A 24,024-nucleotide genomic window follows, 5' to 3' on the forward strand; every position below is an offset into this window, starting at 1 on the left:
GTCGACTGACAGTCGACTCTACCGGCTCCGATGCGTTCACGCAGTACCTGCCTGCAGGCGGTCATACATCCGCACAAGGTCGACCAGGGTGCGCGCACCCATCTTGCGCATCACCTGCGCGCGGCGCACCTTCACCGTGATCTCGCTGACCCCGAGGTCGCCGGCGATCTGCTTGTTGAGGCGGCCGCGTACCACACCGTCGACCACCTCGCGCTCGCCGGCGTTGAGAGTGTCCCAGCGCAGTCGCAGCGCGCCGAGTGCCTCGCCGTCGCGGCGGCGCTGGCGGTCGATCTCGATGCCCTTGTGGATGGCATCCAGCAGTTCCTGGTCGCGGAAGGGTTTGGTCAGGAACTCGATGGCGCCGTCCTTGATCGCGTTGACGCCCATCGCAATGTCGCCGTGGCCGGTGATGAACACCACCGGCAGCTGCAGGCCGTGACTGCCCATCGTGCGATGGAACTCCAGCCCACTCTGGCCGGGCATGCGCACGTCCAGCACCAGGCAGGCCGGTGCATCTTCCAGTTCGTGTTCGAGGAAGGCCTGGGTGGAAGCGAACGCCCGCACCTGCAGGCCCATCGAGGCCAGCAGGTCTTCCAGTGCCGCGCGCACCGACGGGTCGTCGTCGATCACGTAGACGATGGGTGCTGGATCGATGGCTGGGGCAGCGGGCTTACGCATGTTGAACGTCCGTGGCGATGGGCAGGTCGAAGACGAAGCAGGCACCGCCGCCTGCTGGTCGTTCGGCGCGGATCTGGCCGTCGTTGGCCTCGATCATCGAACGGCTCAGGCTGAGGCCCAGGCCGAGCCCATGTGATTTGGTGGTCCAGAATGCATCGAATACGCGCTCGGGATGATCGGCGGGCAGGCCCACGCCCCGGTCGCGCACGCTGAGACTGACCCGCTGGCCGTCACGCCGGGTCAGCAGGGACAGCCGACGGTCGGCGGCGGGGACTGACTCCATCGCGTCCACCGCATTGAGGATCAGGTTGCCAATTACCTGCTGCACCTGCACGCGGTCGGCCTGCACCAGCGGCAGGTCGGCATCCAGCAGCAGGGCCACCGCCACGCCGTGCTGGTCCAGTTCACTGCGCGACAGCGCCAGCATCTCCTCCACCGCCTGGTTCAGGTCGAAGGCCCGTCGTTCCGGTGCCGCGCCCTGGGTCAGGCCGCGGATGCGGACGATCACGTCACCGGCGCGGTGCGCATCGGCCAGGATGCGGGCTACGGTCTGGCGTGCCTTGTCCACGTTCGGTGGGTCCTGGGCCAGCCAGCGTTGGCAGGCCTCGGCGCTGCTGGCGATGGCCGCCAGCGGCTGGTTCACTTCATGGGCGATGGAGGTGGTGAGCTCGCCCACGGTGGAGGCGCGCGCCACCCGCAGCAGACGGCCCTGCGCTTCCTGCACGGCGGCCTTGGCCGCTTCCATGTTCAGGGCGAGATAGGTGGTGATGCCGATCACCAACATGCCGATCACCGAATTGACCAGGCCGATGCGGTAGGTGCCGAAGCGGGTCAGGAAGAAGCTCAGCCCGGTGAGTGCGATGCAGGCGACGGCCAGGGTGATCAGCCCGCGCGCGCTCAGTACGCGCGCTGCGGCGAGGATGACCGCCGCGTAGAAGCAGGCGGCGGCGACCGCGTAATCGGTGACGGTGTCGATCACGAAGATCGCCGCCATCACGACGATCAGGGCCAGCAGCACCAGCGGGCGACGGGGCGACAGCGATGGCATCGGGACGGCTCCCTGGCGTGGGCGGAAAGGATAGCAAAGCCATCGTCGGTCGATGCCGGCCCTGGTCGGCGTGCTCTTGTGCCCTGGGTGCCAGCTCCTGGTAGGTGCCGACCAACGGTCGGCACACACCAAAGCGATGTACGGTGCGTCCGGGGATCATGAGGTTGCCGGCCAGCGGCCGGCACTACTCCTCCAGGCTGGCGTTCCAGAACCCCTGCAGCACGCCGGGGGTGGTCGCCAGCGTGGCCAGCACCGCATCCAGTTCACCGGCATCGACCGTGGTGGCATACAGTACGGCTTCTATCTCCACGTCGCGCTCGCCGAACGGGCGCTGGTCCACCGCGCGTACCGGGTACTGCGCCTGCTCAAGCAGCAGCAACAGCTGGTCCAGCACCTCGGCCTGCTGCTCGCGCTGGCAGACCACGTTGATCGCATAGGTCGCCTCGCTGAACGCTTCCGGCAGCGGCTGCCGCTGGATGCGGTTCACCACCGGCCGCAACAGGGTGTTGGCGGCCAGCACAAACACCGCAGCCAACACCGCCTCGGGCAGCAGCTTGATGCCGGCACAGGCGCCCACTGCCGCCGATCCCCACAGGGTGGCGGCGGTGTTCAGGCCGGACACCTGCGCACCGTCCTTCATGATCGCGCCGGCGCCGAGGAAGCCGACGCCGGAGATCACATAGGCCACCACATGCAGCGGCGAGGGTGGTCCGCCATACAGGTCATGGAAGCGCACGGCCAGGTCGACGAACACCGCCGCACCCACCGCCACCAGCGTATTGGTACGCAGGCCGGCGGTGCGTTGGCGCAGCTGCCGTTCCAGGCCGATGGCCGTGCCCAGCACGAACGCCACCGACAGGCTGATCAGCGAACTCAGGGTTGCGCCGGCGTTGAACGCCGGCAGGTTCGGATTGATGTCCATTGTGATTCTCCCTGGACAAGGCGGCGGGCGCTTACTGCCAGCCGTAGCGACGGATGTAGAACTTCTTCAGCGCGGTGGTCAGCACCGCATAACCGAACAGGATCGCCACCAGGAACGGCCAGTAGCCGGCCGGCAGCGCCTGCAGCTTGAAGTAGCCGGCCAGCGGGCTCATCGGCAGGGCCACGCCGATTGCCATGATCAGGCCGGTCATCACCAGCAGCGGCGGCGCGGCGATGCTCTGCAGGAACGGCACCTTCGGCGTACGGATCATGTGCACGATCAGCGTCTGGGTCAGCAGGCCGACCACGAACCAGCCGGACTGGAACAAGCCTTGGTCGGCCGGCGTGCGTGCATCGAACACGTACCACATCAGCGCGAAACAGGTCAGGTCGAAGATCGAGCTGATCGGCCCGAAGAACACCATGAAGCGGCCAATGTCCGCCGGGTTCCACTTCAGCGGCTTGCGCACCAGCTCCTCGTCAACGGTGTCGAACGGGATGGCGATCTGCGAGATGTCGTACAGCAGGTTCTGCACCAGCAGCTGCAGCGGCAGCATCGGCAGGAAGGGCAGGAAAGCCGAGGCCACCAGCACCGAGAACACGTTGCCGAAGTTGGAGCTGGCGGTCATGCGGATGTACTTCAGCATGTTGTTGAACGTGCGCCGGCCCTGGATAACGCCTTCCTCCAGCACCATCAGGTTCTTTTCCAGCAGGATGATGTCGGCCGCCTCCTTGGCGATGTCTACTGCGCTGTCCACGCTGATGCCGATATCGGCCGCACGCAGCGCTGGTGCATCGTTGATGCCGTCGCCGAGGAAGCCGACCACCTTGCCCTGCGCGCGCAGCTCGCGCACGAGGCGTTCCTTGTGCAGCGGCGTCAGCCGTGCGAACACGCGATGGTGGTGCAGCGCCCGCGAAAGCGCACCGTCATCCATGCGCTCGATCTGCGGGCCGGTCAGGATGGTGTCGGCGTCCAGCCCCACCTGTGCGCAGACGCGGGCGGTCACCAGTTCGTTGTCACCGGTGAAGACCTTGACCTCCACGCCATGCGCGGCCAGCGCCTGCAGCGCCTGCGCAGCCGATTCCTTCGGCGGGTCCAGGAAGGCCACGTAGCCGACCAGGGTCAGTCCGCACTCGTCGGCCTGCGAGTAGGCGGTCTGGCTGGCGGCGGTCTCCTTCATCGCCACCGCCACCACGCGCAGGCCCTGTTCGTTCAGTTCCTCGGTGGTCTGCCGCACCCGCGCCAGGCGGCGCTCGTCCAGAGGCATGTCCTGGCCGTTCTCGCGCACGGTGCTGCACACCGCCAGCATTTCTTCCACCGCGCCCTTGCAGATCAGCTCGTGGTGGTCCTCGCGCTCGGACACCACCACCGACATGCGACGACGCTCGAAATCGAACGGAATCTCGTCCACCTTGTGGTAGTCCTGGGACAGCCGCAGCGAACTCTGCAGCTCCACGTGTTCCAGTACCGCACGGTCCAGCAGATTGATCAGGCCAGTCTGGAAGTGGCTGTTGAGATAGGCGAACTTCAGCACGTCTTCCGAATCGTGACCGAACACATCGGTGTGACGTTCCAGCGCGATCCTGTCCTGGGTGAGCGTGCCGGTCTTGTCGGTGCACAGCACTTCCATCGCGCCGAAGTTCTGGATCGCATCCAGGCGCTTGACGATCACCTTGCGCCGCGACAGCAGCACCGCACCCTTGGCCAGGGTGGAGGTGACAATCATTGGCAGCATTTCCGGGGTCAGGCCCACCGCCACCGACAGCGCGAACAGGAACGCCTCGGTCCAGTCGCCCTTGGTCCAGCCGTTGATCAGCAGCACGAACGGCACCATCACCAGCGCGAAGCGGATCAGCAGCCAGCTGACACTGTTGACGCCGGCCTGGAACGCGGTCGGCGCACGGTCGGTGGCGGTGCTGCGCAGGGCCAGCGTGCCGAAATAGGTGCGGTTGCCGGTGGCCAGCACCACGGCGGTGGCGGTACCGGACACCACATTGGTGCCCATGAACAGCAGGTTGTGCTGTTCCAGCAGGCCAGCCAGGCCGTCGCCCGGGTGCGCGAACTTCTCCACCGGCAGCGACTCGCCGGTCATCGCGGCCTGTGCCACGAACAGGTCCTTGGCAGTCAGCACGCGGCAGTCGGCCGGAATCATGTCGCCGGCCGACAGCACGATGTGGTCGCCGGGCACCAGTTCGCGGATCGGCAGGTCCAGCAGGCGCGCCGGGCGCCGGCTGTGCAGGTGCGCACCGAAGTACTGGTCGGCCACATCGGCGGCCTCGGTACCGGGATTGCGGCGCAGCACGCGGGCGGTGTTGCCGACCAGTGCCTTCAGCCGCTCGGCCGCGCGGTTGGAGCGACCCTCCTGCACGAAGCGGATCAGCGTGGACAGCAGCACCATTGCACCGATCACCATGGTGGCCTTGATGTCCTCGGTCAGCCAGGACACCGCCGCCAGCACGGTCAGCAGCAGGTTGAACGGATTGCGGTAGCACTGCCAAAGGTGCCGCCACCACGGTAGCGGCTTTTCGTGATCCACCTCGTTGGGACCGAGCGTCGCCAGCCGCTCCTCGGCCTCATGCGGGCTGAGGCCATCGGCATGCGAATCCAGCGTGAGCAGCAGCTGGGTTTCATCCTGCTGGGCGAGGGTGACCAGGCCGGTGGTGAGCGCGAACGGCGCTGCTTCAGTGCTACCCGGGCCAAATCCGGCTTCGGGCATCGCACGGCGGCGGAACAGGTTGCCTGCGCGACGGCTGCGCAGGAAGGCGTTGAACCAGGCGTTGAGCAGGCTCATGGGACGCTCCTCGAATGTCAGAGCCGGCCGCGGCCGGAACATGAACGGAATAGTTGGAAAGGTCAGGCGTGGCGCATCGCCAGCACCGCCGGCGACCACGGCTGCATGTGCAGGCGCTGGCTGCCACCGATGCACAGTGGCTTCATCGCATCGCGCAGGGGATAGGGCAGATGGCGCAGCACAGTGATGCGCTCGCTGATCGGCAGCAGCGACAGCGCGTCGGCCACCACGCGCGGTGAACCGAGCGACAGCGAGCGGGCGAACATCACGGGGCCGTGCTGCAGCAGCTGGCTGCGCAGGGCGGCGACATCGCGCTCGCCAATCAGGCGGCGCAGGGTGATGTAGAGGATCTTGTAGGACATGGGGGCGATCTCCAGGCAGGCGGCGCCTGGCGGTCCCCCGTCACTCAGGCAGGCAGGGACCGGCGGGCAGGCGCCAGGAACAGGCAACAAGCGGTCATCCGGGGCGCGGTGCGCCCGGCAGGGTCGGGGTCCATCTGCGTCTCCATGAGGGGAGGGTGCCGGCCAGGATTGCCCTGGCCAGTCGCGCTATTGTCCGCCCCTGAATGGGGCAGGCCTAGAGGCTCGTGGGTTAGCCGGGCTATACCTTGGTATAGCCGGGCATGCGCAGCGCCAATCAAGGGTTCAGTGATGGATCAATGCGAAGCGCTGGTCTGCTTGCACACGTCGTACTCGCCACGGGTCAACGTCTTGTCACGGTCGGTATCGCAGGCATGCAGGCGTTCGGCCCAGTCCGGCGCCACGGCATCCACCTCGGCCAGCGTGACGATGCCGTCCTTGTCCTTGTCCAGCGATTCGTAGGCAGGGATGAGCCTTACTTCTGTCACGTCCTCGGCGGCGGTGGCCCTGCTGGCCTCCTGCGGATTGGAACAGGCGCCCAGCAGCAGGCCCGCAGATAGCGAGAGAGCGATGGGAAGGCAGCGATAACCGGTCATGGCGTGCTCCTGGGGAAAGGGCGAACCACCGGTGCGGTGGTCACCGCCGGATCTTCTGCGCGGAGCTGTAAGCGGGCTGCGAAGAATGGGGCCGTGGACCGTTGCCGGTGGGTCGCCATTCACCTGGCCGCGCAGCAGCGATTGCGCGGAGTCGACGCTACCCTCGAACGGTGGGATGCCGGCCAGCGGCCGGCACCACCATCTGCTCAGAAACGGTCGGCAAAGGCGTCCGTCGCCCGCACCAGCGCATCCACCGTGGCCGGCTCGTTCGCGCTGTGGCCGGAGGTCACCATCTGCAGCCGGGCTTCCGGCCAGGCCTTGGCCAGATCCCACGCACTGCGCGGCGGGCAGATGATGTCGTAGCGCCCCTGCACGATCACGCAGGGCAGGTGGCGGATGCGATCGATATCGCGCAGCAGCTGGTCCGGCTCCAGGAAGATGCTGTTGCGGAAGTAATGCGCTTCAATGCGGGCCTTTGCCAATGTGTCCAGCGGGTCGTCGGTGGATTGCGCATCCACGTCGTGCTGCAGGGTGGCGGCGTTGTCTTCCCAGCCCAGCCAAGCCTGCGCGGCTTCGATGCGGGTCGCTTCATCCGGGCCATCCATGCGCGTCCAGTAGGCCGCGATCATGTCGCCACGCTCGGCTTCCGGTATGTAGGCCTCATAGCGTTCCCAGCGTTCCGGGAAGATCCAGCGCGCACCGCCGTTGGCCTCGGCGAACCAGCGGTTCTCGATCTCGCGGCCGAGGAACACGCCACGCACGATCAGGCCGGTGGCGCGTTCGGGATGCGCCTGCGCATAGGCCAGCGACAACGTCGAACCCCATGAGCCGCCGTAGACCAGCCAACGCTCGATGCCCAGGTGCTCACGCACCTTCTCGATATCGGCCACCAGATCCTGCGTGGTGTTGTCGCGCAGTTCGCCGAACGGTGTGGAGCGGCCGCTGCCGCGCTGGTCGATCAGCACGATGCGGTACCGCGCCGGATCGAAGAAGCGGCGGTGGGTGGGCGAGATGCCAGCACCCGGGCCGCCGTGCAGGTACACCACCGGAATGCCCTCTGGCGTGCCGCACTCTTCGATGTGCAGCGTGTGCAGATCGCTCACCTTCAGGGTGAACTCGCGGTACGGCTCGATGGCGGGGTATAGGGTTCGCACGGCGGACGTCTCACAAGCAGGGGCGGCCAGCATAGCGCCCCCGCCTGCTGCCTGCAGCGTCGTGCTCCTGCGCGGCGCTGGAAATGGGCTGGCCGATGCGCATAAGCTTCCGCGATGCAAGCGACCACGACCGGGACGTCAACCTTCAACTTCACCCTCCGCAGCGGCGCGCGCGAGCTGCTGAAGTGGATCGCACTGCTGGCCATGACGGGTGACCACGTGGCCAAGGTGGTCTTCGGCGGCTACGTGCCGGTGGTCAGCGAACTGGGGCGCATCGCCTTCCCGCTGTTCGCGCTGGTGATGGCCTGCAATCTCGCCCAGCCCGGAGCCGACCTGCGCAAGTCGATGCGCCGGCTCGCGCTGTGGGGGCTGATCGCACAGCCATTGCACGCATTCGCGTTTGGTTCCTGGCTGCCGCTCAACATCCTGCTCACCTTTACATTTGCAGCAGTAGCCGTACATGCGCTGGCGAACAATCGGCCGGTGCAGCTGTTGCTGGCTGCCGGCGTGCTGCCGCTGTTCGTGGACTATCAGTGGGCCGGGGTTGGCAGCGTGCTGCTGGCCTGGATCGCGTTCCGGCACCGGGCGTGGTGGCTGTTGCTGGTTGCGCTTGCAGCGGTGTGCTGGGCCAACCACAACGGCTGGGCACTGCTGGCCATTCCGGTAGTGCTGCTGGCGGCGCGGGTGCCGTGGCAGCTGCCGCGCTGGCGGTGGGCGTTCTACGGGTATTACGTGGGGCATCTGGCGGTGCTGGCGTTGGTTGCCCATCTGCTTGTGTAATGTCGGAACTGGCATGTCGAGTGTCTTGAATGCCGGATGCGGTCAAGGAATGCGCGTCGCAGGTGGGGGTGAAGCATGCCGCCATCGGCGTGTGTAGAGTCGAGCCATGCCCGACTCAGCGGGCGAACCGGAGCCGAGCATGGCTCGGCTCTACACGTTCTGGGAAATCCACGCCATGCGTGACCGGCAAAGCGAGCCGAGCATGGCTCGACTCCGCAGGTGATGCATGTCTGGCGTGGAGGCGCCTGCCTCAGAAGTCCATCGTCGCCGACACCAGCACCGTCCTCGGTGCACCCAGCGCCAGGCTCGACAACAACGGCATGCCCCAATACGCCTTGTTGGTCACGTTGTTCACACTGGCTCTCAGCGCAAGCGGTCGACCCGCCACGGTGGTGCTGTAGCGCGCCCCGACATCGAACAACGTGCGGCCCGGCACTGACAGGCTATTGTCGGCACTGATGTACTGCTTCGACATCGCCGTGGCATTGCCGGTCAAGGTCAGGCCCTGCAAGGTCGGTACATCCCATTCCACCCCCAGCTTGGCCTGCCGTTGCGCTACGGCGGTGGCGATGCGTCCCTCATTCACGCCACCGGCCGTGCGGGTCAGTTTCGGCTGCACGTAGGCCACGCCACCGAGCAGGCGCACGCCATCCAGTGGCGTGCCGAAGAAGCCCCATTCCACGCCGCGATTTCGTTGCTCGCCACCGAACGAGAAGATATTCGTGACCGGGTCGGTATAGCTGCTCGGTCGCTTGATTTCATACACACTGAAGGTGTGCGCGAAGCTGCCGAGGTCCAGCTTCAGGCCCAGCTCCTTCTGCCTGGTGCGGAACGGTGCGAACACATCACCGGCATTGGCAGCGGTCATCGGCGCGGTGGCGCCCTGGCTGAGGCCTTCGATGTAGTTGGTGTAGATGGAGACCCTTCCGGTGGCCTTCACCAGCAGCGCCGCTGCCGGCGTGTTGGCGCTCTCGTCGTAGCGCGAGGTGCGCGCACCGCTGGCGACATTGAAGGTCTCACTGACCACCTGCTGGCGGCGCACGCCCAGGGTCAGCTGCACGCGGTCATCGGCGAAGGCGAGGGTGTCGGCGAAACCGAGGCTGTCCAGCCGCAGCTCGGTGTGCGAGATGTGCGGCGCTACGAACGGTGCCGCCGGGCCCCATGCCGGGTTGTACAGATTGGTGGTCCAGTCCCAGCCTGGCACGCTGCGGCGGCCGTAATCGTTCTGGGTGTGCTGGTAGTGGGTCACGTTGGCGGCCCACTGATGGCTGACGCTGCCGGTGTGGAACGAGCCGCGCAGGCCGGCATCTGCGGACTGCTTCTTGATATCGAAGGCGAGCTGGCCGATCACGGTGGTGAAGTCGGCGGCTGGATTGAGGATCTGCGCGCTGATCGAACCATTGTAGCGGTAGTCGGTCTTGCTGGTGCCGTAGGCCAGGTAGGCCATCAGGGTGTCATTGATGTCCAGCTCGCCCCGCAGCATCGCGCCCTTGTCCTGGCTGTCCACGTAGGCCCAGTCCGGGTTGATCAGCGTATTGCCACGCGGCGGCCGCGGAATGGCCACGCCCGGTGCCAGACCGACACCGCGTGCCGGGCCGTCCACGCGGTCATCGGCGCTGTACAGGTCGGCCGACAGCCGCGCACGTTCGCCGCGCCAGTCCACTGCCAGTGCGCCGAGCTGCACCTTCTTGCTCTGCTTGCCGACCGCGCCATCACCATCACGGTACGCGCCGTTGAAGCGGATGCCGAACTGCTTGTCGGCGCCCAGGCGACGGCCCATATCCACATGGGTGCCGAACTGCGCATCGGAGGCAAAGTTGGCGCTGACGCGCAGCAGCGGTTGATCGCCGGCACGCTTGGGGACCAGATTGACGCTGCCACCAACCGAACCGCCCGGCGGCATGCCGTTGAGCAGCGCGGAGGGGCCCTTCAGCACCTCGATGCGCTCGAACATTTCCGGCGAGGTGCGGTAGTACGGCGCCATGCCGCTCAGGCCATTGAAGGTGGTGTCGCTGGTGTTGGAGGCGAATCCGCGGATCGCGTAGTTCTCGCTCCACGAACCGGTGACGCCGTTGCTGAACACCGTAGGGTCGGTGGCGGCGATGACGTCGGTCAGGTCCTTGGCCTGGCGGTCGCGGATGAAGGACTCGGTGTAGCTGACCGTACTGAACGGCGTGTCCATGAAGTCCTTGTCGCCAAGCAGGCCGACGCGGCTGCCGGCAGCCACTTGCCCGCCCGCGTAGTCCGCAGTGACCCGGCGCTGTTCCTGCACCTGCACCGAGGGCAGGGTGGACGGTGCGGTGTCGGCCAGCGCGGCGAACGAGGCAAGCAGCCCCAGCGTGAGGGCTGACACCCGGTAGCGCAGGGGCATGCCCGGCGGATGCATCTGACCGGAGAAGGGGGCGGCAGCACGATGCTGCGGAGAAGAGAAGTCGTACACGTTCATGCCAGATTCCTGTGAATCGCAGGCGCGAGCGCGCCTGGCGCGCTGCCGACGGCAAGCACGGGGAGAAGGCGCAGCGCAGGGTTGTTGGCTGGGTGGGGACCTGGCGGGAGGTGAGCCATGGGCTCGACTACGGGCAGCGTGCTGGACGCATTCCGAATTAGTTGAGTAAATTAAACTAAATCAATCGAAGCGGACAAGGGGGTCCCTTTACTGGCACCCTCAGCAGGGTATGAGCACGCACCCAGATCCAACGGCGCCGACCCGTGGCCGCCCACCGACCATCACCCCGGAGCGCCTGGCCGACATCGGCATCCGCCTGGGCCTGCCCAACCTGACCATGGCCAACGTGGCCGCCGAACTGGCGGTGACCCAGGCGGCGCTGTACAAGCGCGTGGCCAACCTGGAGGCATTGAAGCGCCTGGTGGCGGAGACGGTGTTCCAGCGCTGGCAGATTCCGCTTGCGTCGGTCGATGCACCGGGTGGGCTGGAGGCCTACCTGATGGGGTTCGTGGAGTCACTGTGCGAGGTGGTGAAGGCGCATCCCGGGCTGCCCCCATACCTGCTGCGGCGCACGGTGGCGACCGCGTCGATGCTGGAAAAGATCGCCTCGCACCAGGCGCACGTGGCTGATGTGTTCGGCCTGCCGGTGGACAAGGTGCGCTGGCTGCTGGCCACGATCGCCTTCTACTGCATCGCCGGCGCCGACACCATCTACGCGATTGCGGACGATGAAGAAGGGCAGGTGATCACCGAGTTCAAGCAGGGCATGCGGGCGTTGGTGATCGGCTCGTTGCAGCTAGTGGAGGCGGACGGCGCCCTGCAGGGTCGAGCCATGATCGACGGATCTTCCCGATGAATGCAGTCGAGCATGGCTCGACTCTACAATGCGGCCATGCCTGCCACGCCTACTCTCGATGATCTTCGCCGCCACGCGGTGGCGCGCACCCTGTTCAAGCCGACCACGCTGCTGACCGCGATACGACGGCTGGGCTTCGTGCAGGCCGACCCGATCCGTGCACCGGCACGCGCGCAGGACCTGACCCTTCGGCACCGGGTAAAGGACTACCGCGCGGGCGATCTTGAGCGGCGCTACACGCGTCTGCCGGTGGAAGAGGATTGCCTGGTGAACTACGGCTTCCTGCCGCGTGAACATCTGGCGCTGATGCACCCACGGGTTTCCAAGCGCGAGTGGGATGCCGAGACCCGTCGCCGCGCCGCCGACGTGCTGGCCTTCGTGCGCGAGCGCGGCAGCGTGCACCCGCGTGAGGTCGACCAGGCGTTCGCGCATGGGCGGGTGACCAACTACTGGGGAGGCACCAGCAATGCCAGCACGCATCTACTGGACGGCATGCACTACCGTGGCCTGCTGCGGGTGCAGCGGCGCGACAGCGGTACGCGCATCTACGCGGTGGCTGAGCATGCCGAGCCCGATTCCAGCGAACAGGCGCAGATCGAACGTGCTGCCGCCCTGATCGATCTGGTGGTGCGCAAGTACGCGCCGCTGCCCTCGGCGAGCCTGACCTATCTGGTGCGCCTGCTGGGCTATGGCGCACCGCATCTGTCCGAGCAGACCCGGCAGGCGTTGGCGTTGGCCAAGCAACAACTTGCCAGCTGCACGCTGGAGGGCACTACCTGGTACTGGCCGGCGGACGAGAACCCGCGCTCGCGCCGCCATGCGCCGGACGACCAGGTGCGCCTGCTGGCGCCGTTCGACCCCGTGGTGTGGGACCGCCGCCGCTTCGAGCTGCTGTGGGGCTGGGTGTACAAATTCGAGGCGTATACGCCTGCACCGAAGCGCCAGTACGGCTACTACGCGCTGCCAGTGTTGTGGCATGAGCAGGTGGTGGGCTGGGCCAACCTGAGCGTGCGCGAGGGTGAGTTGATGTCGAACGTGGGCTATGCCGGGAAGTCGCTGGCCCGCGACAGGGTGTTTCGTGGTGCGCTTGAAGACGAACTGCAGCGCATGGCGGATTTCCTGTAGCGCCGAGCCATGCTCGGCTGTTGTTTGCGCGGGCCCAGGTGCCGAAGCAACGCGCGTGGCGTCGTGATACCTGGCGCCCACCAAGATGGGCCGCTACCAGCGCAACGTTAGTGGCCGACGTTGGTTGGCGTTGCAATGTCAACGACGCGCATGCACCGGCCAGCGGATCTCGAACGCGCTGCCGCCGCGTTCGGTTGGACGGCATTGCGCCGTTCCGTGATGGGCCACAGCAATCGCCCGTACCACGGCCAGGCCGAGACCTGAGCCACCGCTCTGCCGTGAGCGCGACACATCGGTGCGCTGGAAGGCTTCGAAGATGCTGTCGCGCAGGTCGTCTGGCACGCCGGGGCCGCCATCTTCAACGGTCACGGTGCAATGGCCTTCAGCCAGCGACACGTGCACTTGCAGCGGGCAGGGAATGGCATGTCGGCGTGCGTTTTCCAGCAGTGCCAGCACCGCCTGGCGGATGCGTGCCGGATCGCAGTCGGCAAGCGAGGGCCGTGCGTCCAACGTCACCGAGAAACCACTCTCGGTCAGCGCCTCGGACATCGCCTCCACCACGGCCGCGACCTGCACGCTGACATCGCTGCGCTGCAGGCGCAGATCGAGGTGGCCACTCTCGGCCAGGCTGACCACGCGCAGGTCCTCGATGATGCGGGTCAGGCCCTCCAGCTGGGTGAGCATGCTGTTGAACTGCTCGGGGCCGGGCTCGAACACGCCCTCGGCGATACCCTGCAGGCGGCCACGCAGGATGGTCATCGGCGTGCGCAGCTCGTGTGCGATGGCCGCGTTCCAGAACACGCGGTTCTCAGACATCCGGCTCAATCGCTCGGCCATGGAGTTGAAGTCGCTGACCAGCGTGGCGGCCTCGGTCATCGAGGTGTCTCCGCCGCGCGCACGCGCCTCCAGGTCACCGCTGGCCACGCGACGCAGGCTTGCGGCCACCGAGTTCAGCGGGGTGATGATGCGCCGGGTCAGGCGCGAAGCGATCAACGTGGCCAGCGCCACCACCACGGTGGCGGTCAACCCGATCCACAGCCATTCCAGTCCGGACGGCATGATGGTTTCCGGCTCGTCGTACCACCGCGGATAGAACACCTCCATCAGGTAGTAGAACAGGTAGAAACCGCTGATCGACAGCACCGTTGAGCACAACGAGGCGACGGTGATGGACAGCGTGATCTGACGACCGATGCTCTTGCCCTTGGGATTCATCATTCAGTCCAGGAAGCGGTAGCCAACGCCACGGATGGTGGCAGGAATGCCAATGACACCTACCTCTTCCAGCTTGCGACGCAGCTTGCTGACATGGCTGTCCACGGTGCGTTCCTGCGCATCGCCCTCAGGCAGGCAGGTCTGCAACAGGTCCAGCCGGCTGTGCACCTGACGCGGTGCACGGGCCATATGCACCAGCAGGCGAAACTCGGTAAGCGTGAAGTTCAACGCGCGCACATGATCCCCGGTGCGCACGGCGACCTCGTGGCTGCGCAGGTCGATCTCGAATGGTCCCTGGCGGATCACCCCATCCGGCTCCTCGGCGACAGGCTTCGCGCTTCGGCGCAGCACCGCCTGTATACGGGCGACGATCTCGGCCGGATTGAAGGGCTTGGCCACATAGTCATCAGCACCGACGCGCAGTCCGGTCAGCTTGTCCACGTCCTGGTCGAGCGCGGTGAGCATGATCACCGGCGTGTTGCCGCGCCGGCGCAGCTCGCTCAGCACCTGCCAGCCATCGAGTTTGGGCATCTGCACATCCAGCAGCACCAGGTCCGGGCGCAGTTGGCGGTGGCTGGCCAGGGCGGCCTCGCCATCCGCGGCGCGGGCGCTGCGCAAGCCGGAGCGGGTCAGGTAGGCGCCGAGAATGTCTGCGATCTCACCCTCATCTTCGGCAATCAATACCAGAGGTGGTTGTCGGGTGCGGAGATCGTGTTTCATGGGGTGCTGCGGATTCGGAAAGAGAGTGGGCAGATGCGTCGGCAGGGGCAGCGTCATCGTCGGCGCTCCATGGCCTGTGCTTCCTCATTGGCGGCCCACGCCAGCGTTGCCAGCACCAGGGTGCGATGCAATGACGGTTGCATCGGGTCCTTGCTGAGCAGCTGCTGTACAGCAAGTGCGGATACGGCGGCGGGCAGCTTGATCCAGCGCGCCGCCATCGTGGTTGCATCCACCCGCGCCTGCAGGCGCATTGCCATGTGCAGGACGGTGCGCAGACGGAGGGCCGCCAGGGCGATGACCAGTACGGCGGCAGCGATGATCAGCAGATGCAGCGCAGTACCGCTTGCCGGGTGGGTCGCCCACCATGCCGCCAGGCCGATCAGGGCCAACGCAGCGGGCGACCCGAGGTGGTTCAATCGGCCGGGGCCATCGCTGTGGAACCACACCAGTGCGGCGGCGCCGAAGCCTGCCAGCACGGACGGCAGCGCGTGCTGGCTGGCCAGCGTGCAGACGCCGGTTGAGGCCAGCACCAGCACGAGCAGCCACGGCGAAGGCGCGCAGCAGGCCAGATAGGCGCGACGCACGTCGATCGAGGGCATATCTGGATAAGGTCGGGTCACGGCGCGCAGGCAGTCGACAAGGGCGCCGAGGCTAGCCTCCATTGATGGAGACTCGGTCGAGATTGTGTCGAGATTGCGTGGACGCGGGGAGCCCGATTCAGCCGGCGGTGGCGCGCCTGAACGGCGGCCACGTCTCCATGCAGTCTCCACAGTGGCTCCAAGAAACGTCCACTCCGGGCTCGCAGACTGCGGCCTCAGCGGTCGCACTGGGTGGCCGCCCGAAGCCGGGCGTTTCAATGAACAACCGCAGGACCTGGATCATTGCCGCGGCCGTAGCTGCCGTTGCAGGCACCGCCGGCTGGTGGGCATTCACAGGCGGCGATGATGCCGCGCTGATCACTGCGCCGGCAAGGGTTGCGGACCTGGAAAAGACCGTGCAGGCCGTTGGCCGGGTCAACCCCAAGGAACTGGTGGCGGTGGGCGCGCAGGTGTCGGGCCAGGTCACGCGCCTGCACGTGGTGCTGGGCCAGCGTGTGCACGCTGGCGACCTGATTGCCGAAGTGGATTCGCAGCCGCAGCGCATCGCCCTGCGCAGCGCCGAAGCGGCTGCCAACACGCTGCGTGCCCAGCATGCGGCCAGCCAGGCGCGCTACGCCCAGGCCATCCGCGTGCATGAGCGCCAGTCGCAGCTGGTGGCGTCGCGGCTGGTCTCGCAGGAAGGTTTCGAGTCCGCGCGGGTGGCGCGCGAAGCGGCGCGCTCTGACGTCGCAGCGCTCCAGGCCCAGATCGACCAGGCGGTGACCCAGGTGGAAACGGCGCGGATCAACCTGGGCTACACCCGCATCGTCTCGCCTTCCGACGGCTACATCGTGGCTATCGTCACCAAGGCCGGGCAGACGCTGAACTCGATGCAGACCACGCCGACCATCGTGATGCTGGCACAGATGGACACGATGACGGTTCGCACCGAGATCGCGGAGGCCGACGTGGAGTTGATCGCGCCTGGCCAACCCCTGTGGTTCTCCACGCTGGGACCGGGCGGACGCCGCTACGAATCGCATCTGCAGCAGCTTGAACCCGCGCCGTCGTCGATTGCCGACGTGGCCACCGGCAACACCGGTGGATCGGCGCAGACGCCGAAGGCGGTGTACTACGCCGGGCTGTTTGACGTACCCAATCCGGGCCTGAAACTGAAGCCGTCGATGACGGTGAAGGTGACGATCCAGCTGGCGCGCGCCGCCAACGCGCTGCAGGTGCCGTTGACGGCAGTGTCCGAGAGCGATGACAGGGCGGGCAACCGCGCGACCGTGCAGGTGATCGATGCCAAGGGCCGTGCCCGCGAGCGCGCGGTGACGACCGGCCTGCGCACCGCTACTGCGGTGCAGATCCTGTCCGGGCTCAAGGCAGGTGAGAACGTGGTGGTCGGGCAGGCGCCCAGTGGCGCGGAAGCCGAGCCCACCAGCCTGCTGGGGATGTGAGCATGGCCGACGCGCTGCTTGAACTGCATGGCGTATCGCGCGCCTATCGCTCGGCCGCCGGCGAGGTGGCGGTGTTGAAAGACGTGTCGCTGCGCATCCTGGCGGGCGAGTTCATCGCCATCATCGGCCCGTCCGGTTCGGGCAAGTCCACCTTGATGAACATTCTGGGCTGCCTGGACCGGCCGACCGAAGGCAGCTACCGCGTGGATGGGGCAGCGACCGAGCAGATGTCGCCTGACCAGCTGGCACGGCTGCGGCGCGAGCACTTCGGCTTCATCTTCCAGCGCTACAACCTGATGGAGAACCTCAGTGCCACCGAGAACGTGGCCTTGCCCGCCGTCTATGCCGGGGTGGACGCCGATGCACGTACGGCGCGTGCACGCCTGCTGCTGGAAACACTCGGCCTGGGCGAGCGCACCACGAACCGGCCCAGCCAGTTGTCCGGTGGCCAACAGCAGCGCGTCTCCATCGCACGCTCGCTGATGAACGGCGGCGCGATCGTGCTGGCCGACGAGCCGACCGGTGCGCTGGACCAGGCCAGTGGCCAGCAGGTGATGGCCGAGCTGAAGCGCCTGCACGGGCAGGGCCATACCGTGATTCTGGTGACCCATGACGCTGCGATTGCCGCCCACGCGTCACGTGTGATCGAGATCGCCGATGGATGCGTGGTGGCGGATCGCCAGGGACGAGGCCCTTCAGTGCGGCAGCGTGCGGACGCGCCGGGGCGCACACCCACGGTGGCTACCGAGCGGCGCGCGCGCATCGATGCCATGCGCGAGGCGACGCGGATGGCCGTGCGCTCGATGCTGGCCCATCGCCTGCGCACCCTGCTGACCATGCTCGGCATCATCATCGGCGTGGCCGCGGTGGTGACCGTCGTGGCCCTGGGCAAGGGCGCACAGGCGCAGGTCGAGTCACAGATCAACGAGCTGGGCGCGAGCACGCTGGAGATCTTCCCGGGCGCTGATTTTGGTGACCCGCGAGCGGCGGAGATCGAAACGCTGGTGGTGGGCGATGCCGATCACCTGGCCGCCCTGAGTTACGTGGACAGTGTCAGCCCCAACCTGAGCGGTTCGGTGACAGCACTGCAGGGCGGCCGGCGCGCCAACACGCAGGTGCTGGGTGCCGGTGCTGATCTGCCGCGCGTGCGCGGGCTGCGCCTGAGGGCCGGCCGGTTCCTCACCGACGCCGAGGTGGAGGCGCATCGGGCGGTGGGCGTGGTCGACCAGAAGGCCGCGAAGGCGTTGTTCACCGGCAACCCCATCGGCAGCACGGTGCTGCTGGGCGGCATGCCGGTCGAGGTGATCGGCGTGGTCGGCCCCAATGCATTCGCCGGTGGCGCCACGCCGACGGTCTACGTTCCCTACACCTCGGCTGCCTCGCGCCTGCTTGGCAGCCAGCGGCTGGAGAGCATTACCGTGCGTGTGCGCGATGACGTTCCGACCCGTGCAGCGGAGGTCTCGCTGGGTGCGGAACTGCAGCGGCTGCACGGGCGTCGCGACTTCTTCATCTACAACTCGGACCAGATCCGCAAGGCGGTGATGAAATCCAGCCAGACCATGGCGGCGCTGGTTTCGGCGATCGCGGCGGTGGCGCTGGTGGTCGGTGGCGTGGGCGTGATGAACATCATGCTGGTGTCGGTAAAGGAGCGCGTGCGCGAGATTGGCGTGCGGCTGGCGGTGGGTGCGCGGCAGCGCGACATCCTGCGCCAGTTCCTGATCGAGGCGGTGCTGATCTGCCTGTTTGGTGGCGTGCTGGGCGTGTTGTTCGCGTTGGGTGCGGGCGCCCTGTCCAGCCTGCTGTCGCTGGGGGTGCCGTTCCTGTTCACGCCTGGACCGGTACTTGCCGCGCTGGCATGCTCGTCTGCCATCGGTCTCGGTTTCGGTTACTTCCCGGCGCGCAATGCCGCACAACTGGACCCTATCCAGGCATTGGCGGCGGAGTAGTGTCGGCCGCCGTGGTACCCGTAGAGCCGAGCCCGCGCTCGGCTGCTCTCCGTGCAGACCGCAAGGCACCCTGCGCTGTGTGCAGCGAGCCGAGCTTGGGCTATGCCGGTCGTCGTGACCGGCACCCTTCGGGCCGTCGCACGCGACGTTGGCAACGGCTCTTGCCGCGGCCTTCGGCTCTACACGGGATTCCCGGCGGCAGAGCGAGCGTGTCAGTGCGGCGGAAAGGCGATGACGATGTCATTCAGCGGCAGCTGGTTCTGCCGTGGCGCGGCCACGGCTGGCTTCCAGGCATCACCCTGGCCGAACAACTGCGCTTCGCCTTCAGGGCCGAGATCCTCGAAGGCCTGGAAGACATAGGGAATGCCTTCGGATCCTTCGAAGCTTGCCTTGTTGGAAAGCTGGAAGTGCAGATGCGGAGCGGCGGAGTTGCCTGACTGCCCAAGTTCGGCCAGCGGCTGTCCGCGCTGGACACGTTGCCCGGCTTTCACCCTGATGCTGCCGGTGCGCAGATGGGCGTAGCTGGCAAAGGCTCCCGGCGCGATTTCCAGGACCACGTAGTTCCCGAACAGACCGTCTGCTGTCAGTGAGGCAGGCTCCGGCTGTGGGATGAGGGGCGGATGCTCGGATTGCCCATCTCGCACCGCGCGCACGATGCCATCGGCGACCGCCAGTACGGGTGCTGCGTATCCTATCCAGTCCGAATGACGCGTGTGCTGCAGATCCTTGGCGGTCGAACGCAGTGCGTGGCCGTGTTCGTCGACACCGACCAGATCGAGTGCGAAGCGCTGCGGAATGGTCAGCTCACCATTCACCGCTACCAGGCTGCCCCAATGGTGTGACTGCGCGTCGCCGGGTCCTTCGTGGGCGAGCCACCGGCCTCCTCGCAGGGGCGGACCGAGCGCAATGGCTGGCGATGCGTTGATCGCAACGCGGGCGCCATCAAGCGCCACTCTGCCGTGGTCCGCGGTCTCCAGCAGCATGCGGTGCCGGAGCGAATGCGGCACGTGGGCTGCGGCGGGCAGTGACAGCCACAGGAACACCACCAGACGCTTGCCCGGCGCAATGGAGACCACGCCATCCTCCGCTGGCGTCGGCCGCACCCAGCGGCGCAGGGCAGAGGCGTCCAGGCTCAGCAGCGGCGTGCCGGCATCGTCGCCCAGCACCTGCAGCCACTGCGGCTGCAGCGCACCGGTATCGCCGTAGTAGTTGGTGATGTGCAGCTCGTAGGCCAGATGGCGCAGGCCGTCGCTGCCGACAAAGAGAGTCGGTGCGAAAGGTATCCTTGCTTCGACCGGCGCAGGGGTCGGCGTCGGCAACGCCAGTGAAGGAAGCAGCAACAGCAGCAGGGCGAGGCAGATGCTGCGGGTCATGCGCGTTCCCCAGTCGGCCGTGGGCGGCCGATGGCGAGCATAGCGCCGTGTGACGGCCAGGGATATACGGACAGGGGTTGATCAGGGCTACGCCCGCGGGTGCCTGCGCACGCGGGCGCGCTCGCGATACAGGTGGCTGTCGGCACGTTGCAGGGTATCGGCCACCGACTCGCCCGTTGCATGGTGGGTCGCCCCCATCGAGAAGGGCGTGGGCGATTGCCCCGCGTGCTGCGTATACCACTGCTCCAGCGCGGCCAGCCGCCCCGGTTGCGGGGCGGTCAGCACCACCATGAACTCGTCACCGCCCATGCGCACCACGTTCTCCGCCGTACCCAGCGGCGAACGCAGGAAGGCGGCGAATTCCACCAGCACGGCGTCACCCCGCGCATGGCCCTGGATGTCGTTGACCTGTTTGAAATGATCCAGATCGAACACCAGGCAGGCCCATGCCTGGTCGGCCAGTTCATCAAGGCGGGGCAGGAAGCGGCGGTTGTAGCTCTGGGTAAGCGGATCCTTGACGGACATCTCGCGCAGTTGCTGTTCCTGCATCCGCAGCGCGGTGACGTCCTGCGCATGCCCCAGCACGTAGGGTGGGTTGGCTTCGCTGTCGAGCACGTTGTGATACGCCCAGTAATGGCGCGCTCCATCGGCGGCGATCAGTTCGATCACGCCGGCATCGGTGTGGTTGGCCTGGATCCGGGCGAGGTAGGCCTTGAAACCCTCGCGCTTCTCAGGCGGCATCAGGTCACACAGGCTGCGCCCAATCATCTGGCCCTCATCGTATCCCAATGACTGTACGGCCGCAGGATTCACCGAAGTAAGAACGCCTTCCAGCGTGTGCGTGCAGATCAGGCCGAGGCTGTAGTGGAACAGGCGGCGGTAGCGCGTCTCGCTGGCTTCCAGCGCATCCAGCGCGGCGCGCTCTTCGGTGATGTCCTGGATGGCCCCGACCAGCCGCGGGCGGCCATCGACCTGCTGCCGGCTACCGACCACGCGGGTCCAGATGGCGCGCTCGTCGGCGGTGGTCATGGGCAGCTGCACCTCCCAGGACCTGCCTTCGTCGATGCAGCGCTGCACTGCGGCGCGGATGATGTTGCGGCTGTCCTCGCGATAGAACGAGAGTGCAGTCTCCAACGTGGGCTCGAAGTTGCTGCGCACGCCGTGCAGTTGCTTGGTTTCGCGGGTCCAGCGCACTTCGTTGGTGAGCAGGTCCATCTCCCAGCCGCCCACCCGCGCCGCGCGGTTCGTGCGCTCCAGAAAATCTTCGCTGCGTTTCAACTCGCGATGCAGTGCTTTGGCCTGGGCAACCTGCGCCATCAGGGTGCTGCGCTGTTCCAGCACCTGGGTGGTGACCCGTGCCAAGTGAACCATCAGTTCGCGCTGCGAGGGCGACAGCACACCGGGCATCGGGTCGAGCAGGCACAGCGTGCCAATGCGTGCACCATGGGCCGAACCCAGAGGGATACCGGCGTAGTGGCGGATGCGCGGCCCACCGGTGACCAGCGGATTGGTGGAAAAGCGTGGGTCCTGGCGCGCATCGGGTATCTCGAACAGCTCGTCCTGGCGTATGGCATGGGTGCAGAAGGAGATCTCGCGGGCTGTCTCGCTGACGCCCTCCAGGCCGATGTTGGTCTTGAACCATTGGCGGTCTTCGGCCACCACGGTGATCAGGCCCATGGTCAGTCCGGTCGCGGCGCGGGCCGCGGCGACGATGGCATCGAACACCGGCTCAGGGGGCGTATCCAGCAGATGGAGTCGTTCGATTTCGAGCAGTCGTTCGGCTTCGTCCATGGCGCTTTTCAGGGCTGGGTGGCGAGGGCGGTTGCGGCGGCTGTCTGGCGCTACGCTAGTGCGCGCACCGTTATGTATCGCCACGGCGGGGTGATGCCGATGTGAGGCGGGCGCGCCGGATCAATGCTGTTGGAGCGATGCCTGCAAGGCGGCGGCCAGCGCGGCGTCTCCGGATACCAGGTCCTGCCAGCGTAGGGTGATGCCCTTGCGGCGCCCCTTCTCAACCAGCTTGAGGCCTTCGGGGTCCACGGTGAGGGTATAGGGACGGCCATCAATGTGCACTTCGCGGCGCAGTGGTTTGTCGAGCGGGGTCATCATCGTTTCCTCGCAGGGGCGGAAGCGCGACGTGGCTGGATCGATACGTGACGGTGATCACGGATGTGCCACCGCCAAGGGAAATCAATGGCGCGGCTGATGCCGATGCGGGGCCCGATCACTGGATCCTCCGGGGGCTGCACGCCGTCGCTGGCGATGACAATGCCGTGGCTGCCGGTCACCAGATCGGCGCCGTCGAAGCTGCGGTCCAGCCCGAAGGCCTGTGACAACTTGCCGGGGCCGCTGGCCAGATCGTGGTCGCGGCGCGCGGCGGGGCGCAGTTCGCGCATGCGCTCCAGGCCCACCAGCGGCTCGATGGCCCGCAGCAGCACCGCCACCCCTTCACCCACTTCGCCGCAGACAACGTTACTGCCCCAGTGCATGCCGTAAGTGAAGTAGACATACAGGTGCCCGGCGTCGCCGAACATGCTGGCCGTGCGCGGCGTCTGCCCGCGATAGGAGTGCGCCGCCGGATCGACGCTGCCCGCGTACGCTTCGACTTCAACGATGCGACCCGTTCGGCCATCGTCACGGACCAGCAGTTTGTTGAGCAGCTCGGGCGCAACCTCGACGGGCGGGCGCCGGTAGAAGCTGCGGGGGAGGATCTGAAGAGCGGCGGGCAACCAATCCGGCACGGTAGAGGCAGGCTCGGGCAAATGTTGGTGGCACTGTGGCATTGGGCTGGTGAAACGGGCGCAGACGCAGCGTCATTCCGGCGCGGGCGGTGCAGCCAGCGCGGCGCGCCGGGCGGCATAGACCTCGGGTGTCTGCGGTTTGATGAACAGTGCCACCAGTTCCGGATACTCGCGCTTCACCGCCGTTTCGATGCGGGTGATGCACGCCTCGATCTGGGGCGTCTTCCGGTCATCCTCGAACTCGGCGCTGAGCATGGCCACGACCTGTTCCGGTCCCATCTGCATGGTGGTCACGCCGTTCGCGCGGCGCAGGTCCGGATCAGTTTCCGCCACCGCCATGATCCGCTGGGCCACCGCCGGGTGAGCAGGCTCTCCAACCAGCAGGCCCTTGGTTTCACGGGCCAGGAGGAAGGCGGTTGCGGCCAGCACGCCGGCGATGCACAGCGACGCCACACCATCAAGCACCGGCATATCCAGCGCCTGCGCGGCCACCAGGCCGATCAACGCGAAGCCCAGCCCGAGCAACGCAGCGCTGTCTTCCAGCAGTACGGTGAAGGTGGAAGGATCCTTGCTGCGACGGAAGGCCTCGAAGTAGCCCAGTTTGCCCTTGGTACGCCGGAACTCCCGCAACGCCACCCACCAGGAAGCGCCCTCGAACAGGCTGGAGATGCCCAGCACGCTGTAGCTCAGCGCATGGTTGGTGGCCGGTTCCGGCCGGCGGATGTGCTGGATGCCTTCGTAGGCCGAAACACCGGCGCCGGCGGCGAACACCAGCAGGGCGACGATGAAGCTCCAGAAGTACAGCTCGCGGCCGTAGCCAAATGGATGCAGGGAATCCGGCGCCTTGCCGGCACGGCGCAGCCCGTACAGCAGCAGGAGTTCATTCAATGTGTCGACCAGCGAATGCACGCCCTCACTGAGCATGGCCGAGCTGCCGGAGATGCCGGCAGCGATGAACTTGGCGATGGCGATGGCCAGGTTGCCCGCGAGGGCGGCGTAGATGACCAGACGGGAACCGGTGGGAGCAGACATCAAGGCAAGGGGGAGGGCAGGTGGATGCCTGATCTTCCGGACGGGCATGTCCCCGGGATGTGCAGGTGTCCGATGTGCCGGGGCCGGGCAGGGGCCCAACTGCCGCTGCGATCAAGCCGGTTAGACGACGGGACTGCGGACGCCAGGCCCTACGCTTGGGTCAGTCGTCGTTGCCGATCCTGTTCGAAGCGACGTCGACTATTT

At 66.8% G+C, this 24,024-nt stretch carries 21 protein-coding genes; 5 read left to right on the forward strand and 16 right to left on the reverse strand.

Translation table 11 applies throughout. The features are described from left to right. Positions 1-36: 36 nt before the first annotated feature. From N5J73_RS05495 to pip, 7 genes are all read right to left on the reverse strand, one after another. The gene (locus N5J73_RS05495; RefSeq protein WP_049448083.1) at positions 37-678 is read right to left on the reverse strand and encodes a response regulator; all 642 of its coding nucleotides are present in this window, start codon (positions 676-678) and stop codon (positions 37-39) included. After that, positions 671-1,726 carry an ATP-binding protein gene (locus N5J73_RS05500; RefSeq protein WP_049448084.1) on the reverse strand — a complete coding sequence of 352 codons (1,056 nt, stop codon included), beginning with the start codon at positions 1,724-1,726 and terminating at the stop codon, positions 671-673. Before N5J73_RS05500 ends, N5J73_RS05495 begins: the two co-directional genes overlap by 8 nt. A gap of 184 nt (positions 1,727-1,910) precedes the next feature. Next, a complete protein-coding gene (locus N5J73_RS05505; protein WP_049448085.1) occupies positions 1,911-2,648 on the reverse strand; it encodes an MgtC/SapB family protein in 738 nt (245 codons plus the stop codon). A 31-nt stretch (positions 2,649-2,679) separates the two neighbouring features. Then, positions 2,680-5,439, reverse strand: coding sequence for a magnesium-translocating P-type ATPase (mgtA, locus tag N5J73_RS05510; protein ID WP_049448086.1), 2,760 nt, complete (start codon positions 5,437-5,439; stop codon positions 2,680-2,682). A gap of 62 nt (positions 5,440-5,501) precedes the next feature. Beyond that, the gene (locus tag N5J73_RS05515; RefSeq protein ID WP_005413574.1) at positions 5,502-5,801 is read right to left on the reverse strand and encodes a hypothetical protein; all 300 of its coding nucleotides are present in this window, start codon (positions 5,799-5,801) and stop codon (positions 5,502-5,504) included. A gap of 293 nt (positions 5,802-6,094) precedes the next feature. Further along, entirely contained in the window at positions 6,095-6,394 is a 300-nt protein-coding gene (locus N5J73_RS05520; RefSeq protein WP_049448087.1) for a hypothetical protein, read from the reverse strand. Between the two features lie 206 nt (positions 6,395-6,600). Further along, positions 6,601-7,548 carry a prolyl aminopeptidase gene (gene pip / locus N5J73_RS05525; RefSeq protein WP_192840571.1) on the reverse strand — a complete coding sequence of 316 codons (948 nt, stop codon included), beginning with the start codon at positions 7,546-7,548 and terminating at the stop codon, positions 6,601-6,603. 114 nt (positions 7,549-7,662) lie between these two features. Between pip and N5J73_RS05530 the strand changes: the two genes are divergently transcribed. After that, positions 7,663-8,328, forward strand: coding sequence for a TraX family protein (locus N5J73_RS05530; protein ID WP_049448089.1), 666 nt, complete (start codon positions 7,663-7,665; stop codon positions 8,326-8,328). A 250-nt stretch (positions 8,329-8,578) separates the two neighbouring features. On the opposite strand, the gene N5J73_RS05535 is transcribed toward N5J73_RS05530, so the two are convergent. After that, entirely contained in the window at positions 8,579-10,774 is a 2,196-nt protein-coding gene (locus tag N5J73_RS05535) for a TonB-dependent siderophore receptor (protein ID WP_049448090.1), read from the reverse strand. 229 nt (positions 10,775-11,003) lie between these two features. On the opposite strand from N5J73_RS05535, the gene N5J73_RS05540 reads away from it, so the two are divergent. Continuing rightward, the gene (locus N5J73_RS05540; RefSeq protein WP_049448091.1) at positions 11,004-11,630 is read left to right on the forward strand and encodes a TetR/AcrR family transcriptional regulator; all 627 of its coding nucleotides are present in this window, start codon (positions 11,004-11,006) and stop codon (positions 11,628-11,630) included. Between the two features lie 12 nt (positions 11,631-11,642). Beyond that, the gene (locus tag N5J73_RS05545) at positions 11,643-12,755 is read left to right on the forward strand and encodes a crosslink repair DNA glycosylase YcaQ family protein (RefSeq protein WP_239508832.1); all 1,113 of its coding nucleotides are present in this window, start codon (positions 11,643-11,645) and stop codon (positions 12,753-12,755) included. A gap of 138 nt (positions 12,756-12,893) precedes the next feature. Here N5J73_RS05545 and N5J73_RS05550 read toward each other — a convergent pair whose 3' ends face one another. Genes N5J73_RS05550 through N5J73_RS05560 form a run of 3 tightly spaced genes read right to left on the reverse strand, consistent with a single transcriptional unit; the run spans position 12,894 to position 15,289 of the window. Beyond that, complete coding sequence (locus tag N5J73_RS05550; protein ID WP_057499441.1) at positions 12,894-13,970, reverse strand: ATP-binding protein; 1,077 nt, start codon at positions 13,968-13,970, stop codon at positions 12,894-12,896. 3 nt (positions 13,971-13,973) lie between these two features. Continuing rightward, positions 13,974-14,690 carry a response regulator gene (locus N5J73_RS05555; protein ID WP_088479339.1) on the reverse strand — a complete coding sequence of 239 codons (717 nt, stop codon included), beginning with the start codon at positions 14,688-14,690 and terminating at the stop codon, positions 13,974-13,976. 53 nt (positions 14,691-14,743) lie between these two features. Further along, entirely contained in the window at positions 14,744-15,289 is a 546-nt protein-coding gene (locus N5J73_RS05560; RefSeq protein WP_241897812.1) for a hypothetical protein, read from the reverse strand. Positions 15,290-15,546: 257 nt separating this feature from the next. On the opposite strand from N5J73_RS05560, the gene N5J73_RS05565 reads away from it, so the two are divergent. After that, complete coding sequence (locus N5J73_RS05565; protein ID WP_164078487.1) at positions 15,547-16,728, forward strand: efflux RND transporter periplasmic adaptor subunit; 1,182 nt, start codon at positions 15,547-15,549, stop codon at positions 16,726-16,728. 2 nt (positions 16,729-16,730) lie between these two features. After that, entirely contained in the window at positions 16,731-18,674 is a 1,944-nt protein-coding gene (locus tag N5J73_RS05570; RefSeq protein WP_164078486.1) for a MacB family efflux pump subunit, read from the forward strand. Positions 18,675-18,886: 212 nt separating this feature from the next. Here the strand turns inward: N5J73_RS05570 and N5J73_RS05575 are convergent, their stop codons facing one another. The 5 genes from N5J73_RS05575 to N5J73_RS05595 all read right to left on the reverse strand — a co-directional run bounded on the left by N5J73_RS05575 (position 18,887) and on the right by N5J73_RS05595 (position 23,820). Continuing rightward, positions 18,887-20,047 (reverse strand): M23 family metallopeptidase, encoded by a 1,161-nt coding sequence (locus N5J73_RS05575; RefSeq protein WP_164078485.1) that lies wholly within the window; start codon positions 20,045-20,047, stop codon positions 18,887-18,889. An 87-nt stretch (positions 20,048-20,134) separates the two neighbouring features. After that, positions 20,135-21,838 carry a PAS domain S-box protein gene (locus N5J73_RS05580; protein ID WP_164078484.1) on the reverse strand — a complete coding sequence of 568 codons (1,704 nt, stop codon included), beginning with the start codon at positions 21,836-21,838 and terminating at the stop codon, positions 20,135-20,137. 120 nt (positions 21,839-21,958) lie between these two features. Next, on the reverse strand, positions 21,959-22,153 hold the full coding sequence (locus N5J73_RS05585) for a hypothetical protein (RefSeq protein ID WP_164078483.1): 195 nt from the start codon (positions 22,151-22,153) through the stop codon (positions 21,959-21,961). After that, positions 22,153-22,788 carry a DNA-3-methyladenine glycosylase gene (locus tag N5J73_RS05590; protein WP_099589562.1) on the reverse strand — a complete coding sequence of 212 codons (636 nt, stop codon included), beginning with the start codon at positions 22,786-22,788 and terminating at the stop codon, positions 22,153-22,155. The genes N5J73_RS05585 and N5J73_RS05590 overlap by 1 nt, the downstream gene beginning before the upstream one ends. Before the next feature lie 72 nt (positions 22,789-22,860). Then, positions 22,861-23,820 (reverse strand): cation diffusion facilitator family transporter, encoded by a 960-nt coding sequence (locus N5J73_RS05595; protein WP_164078482.1) that lies wholly within the window; start codon positions 23,818-23,820, stop codon positions 22,861-22,863. Positions 23,821-24,024: the final 204 nt, after the last annotated feature.

Origin of the sequence: Stenotrophomonas sp. GD03654 (genome assembly GCF_029845105.1) — a bacterium.
In the GTDB taxonomy this organism is placed as follows: Bacteria; Pseudomonadota; Gammaproteobacteria; order Xanthomonadales; family Xanthomonadaceae; genus Stenotrophomonas; species Stenotrophomonas africana.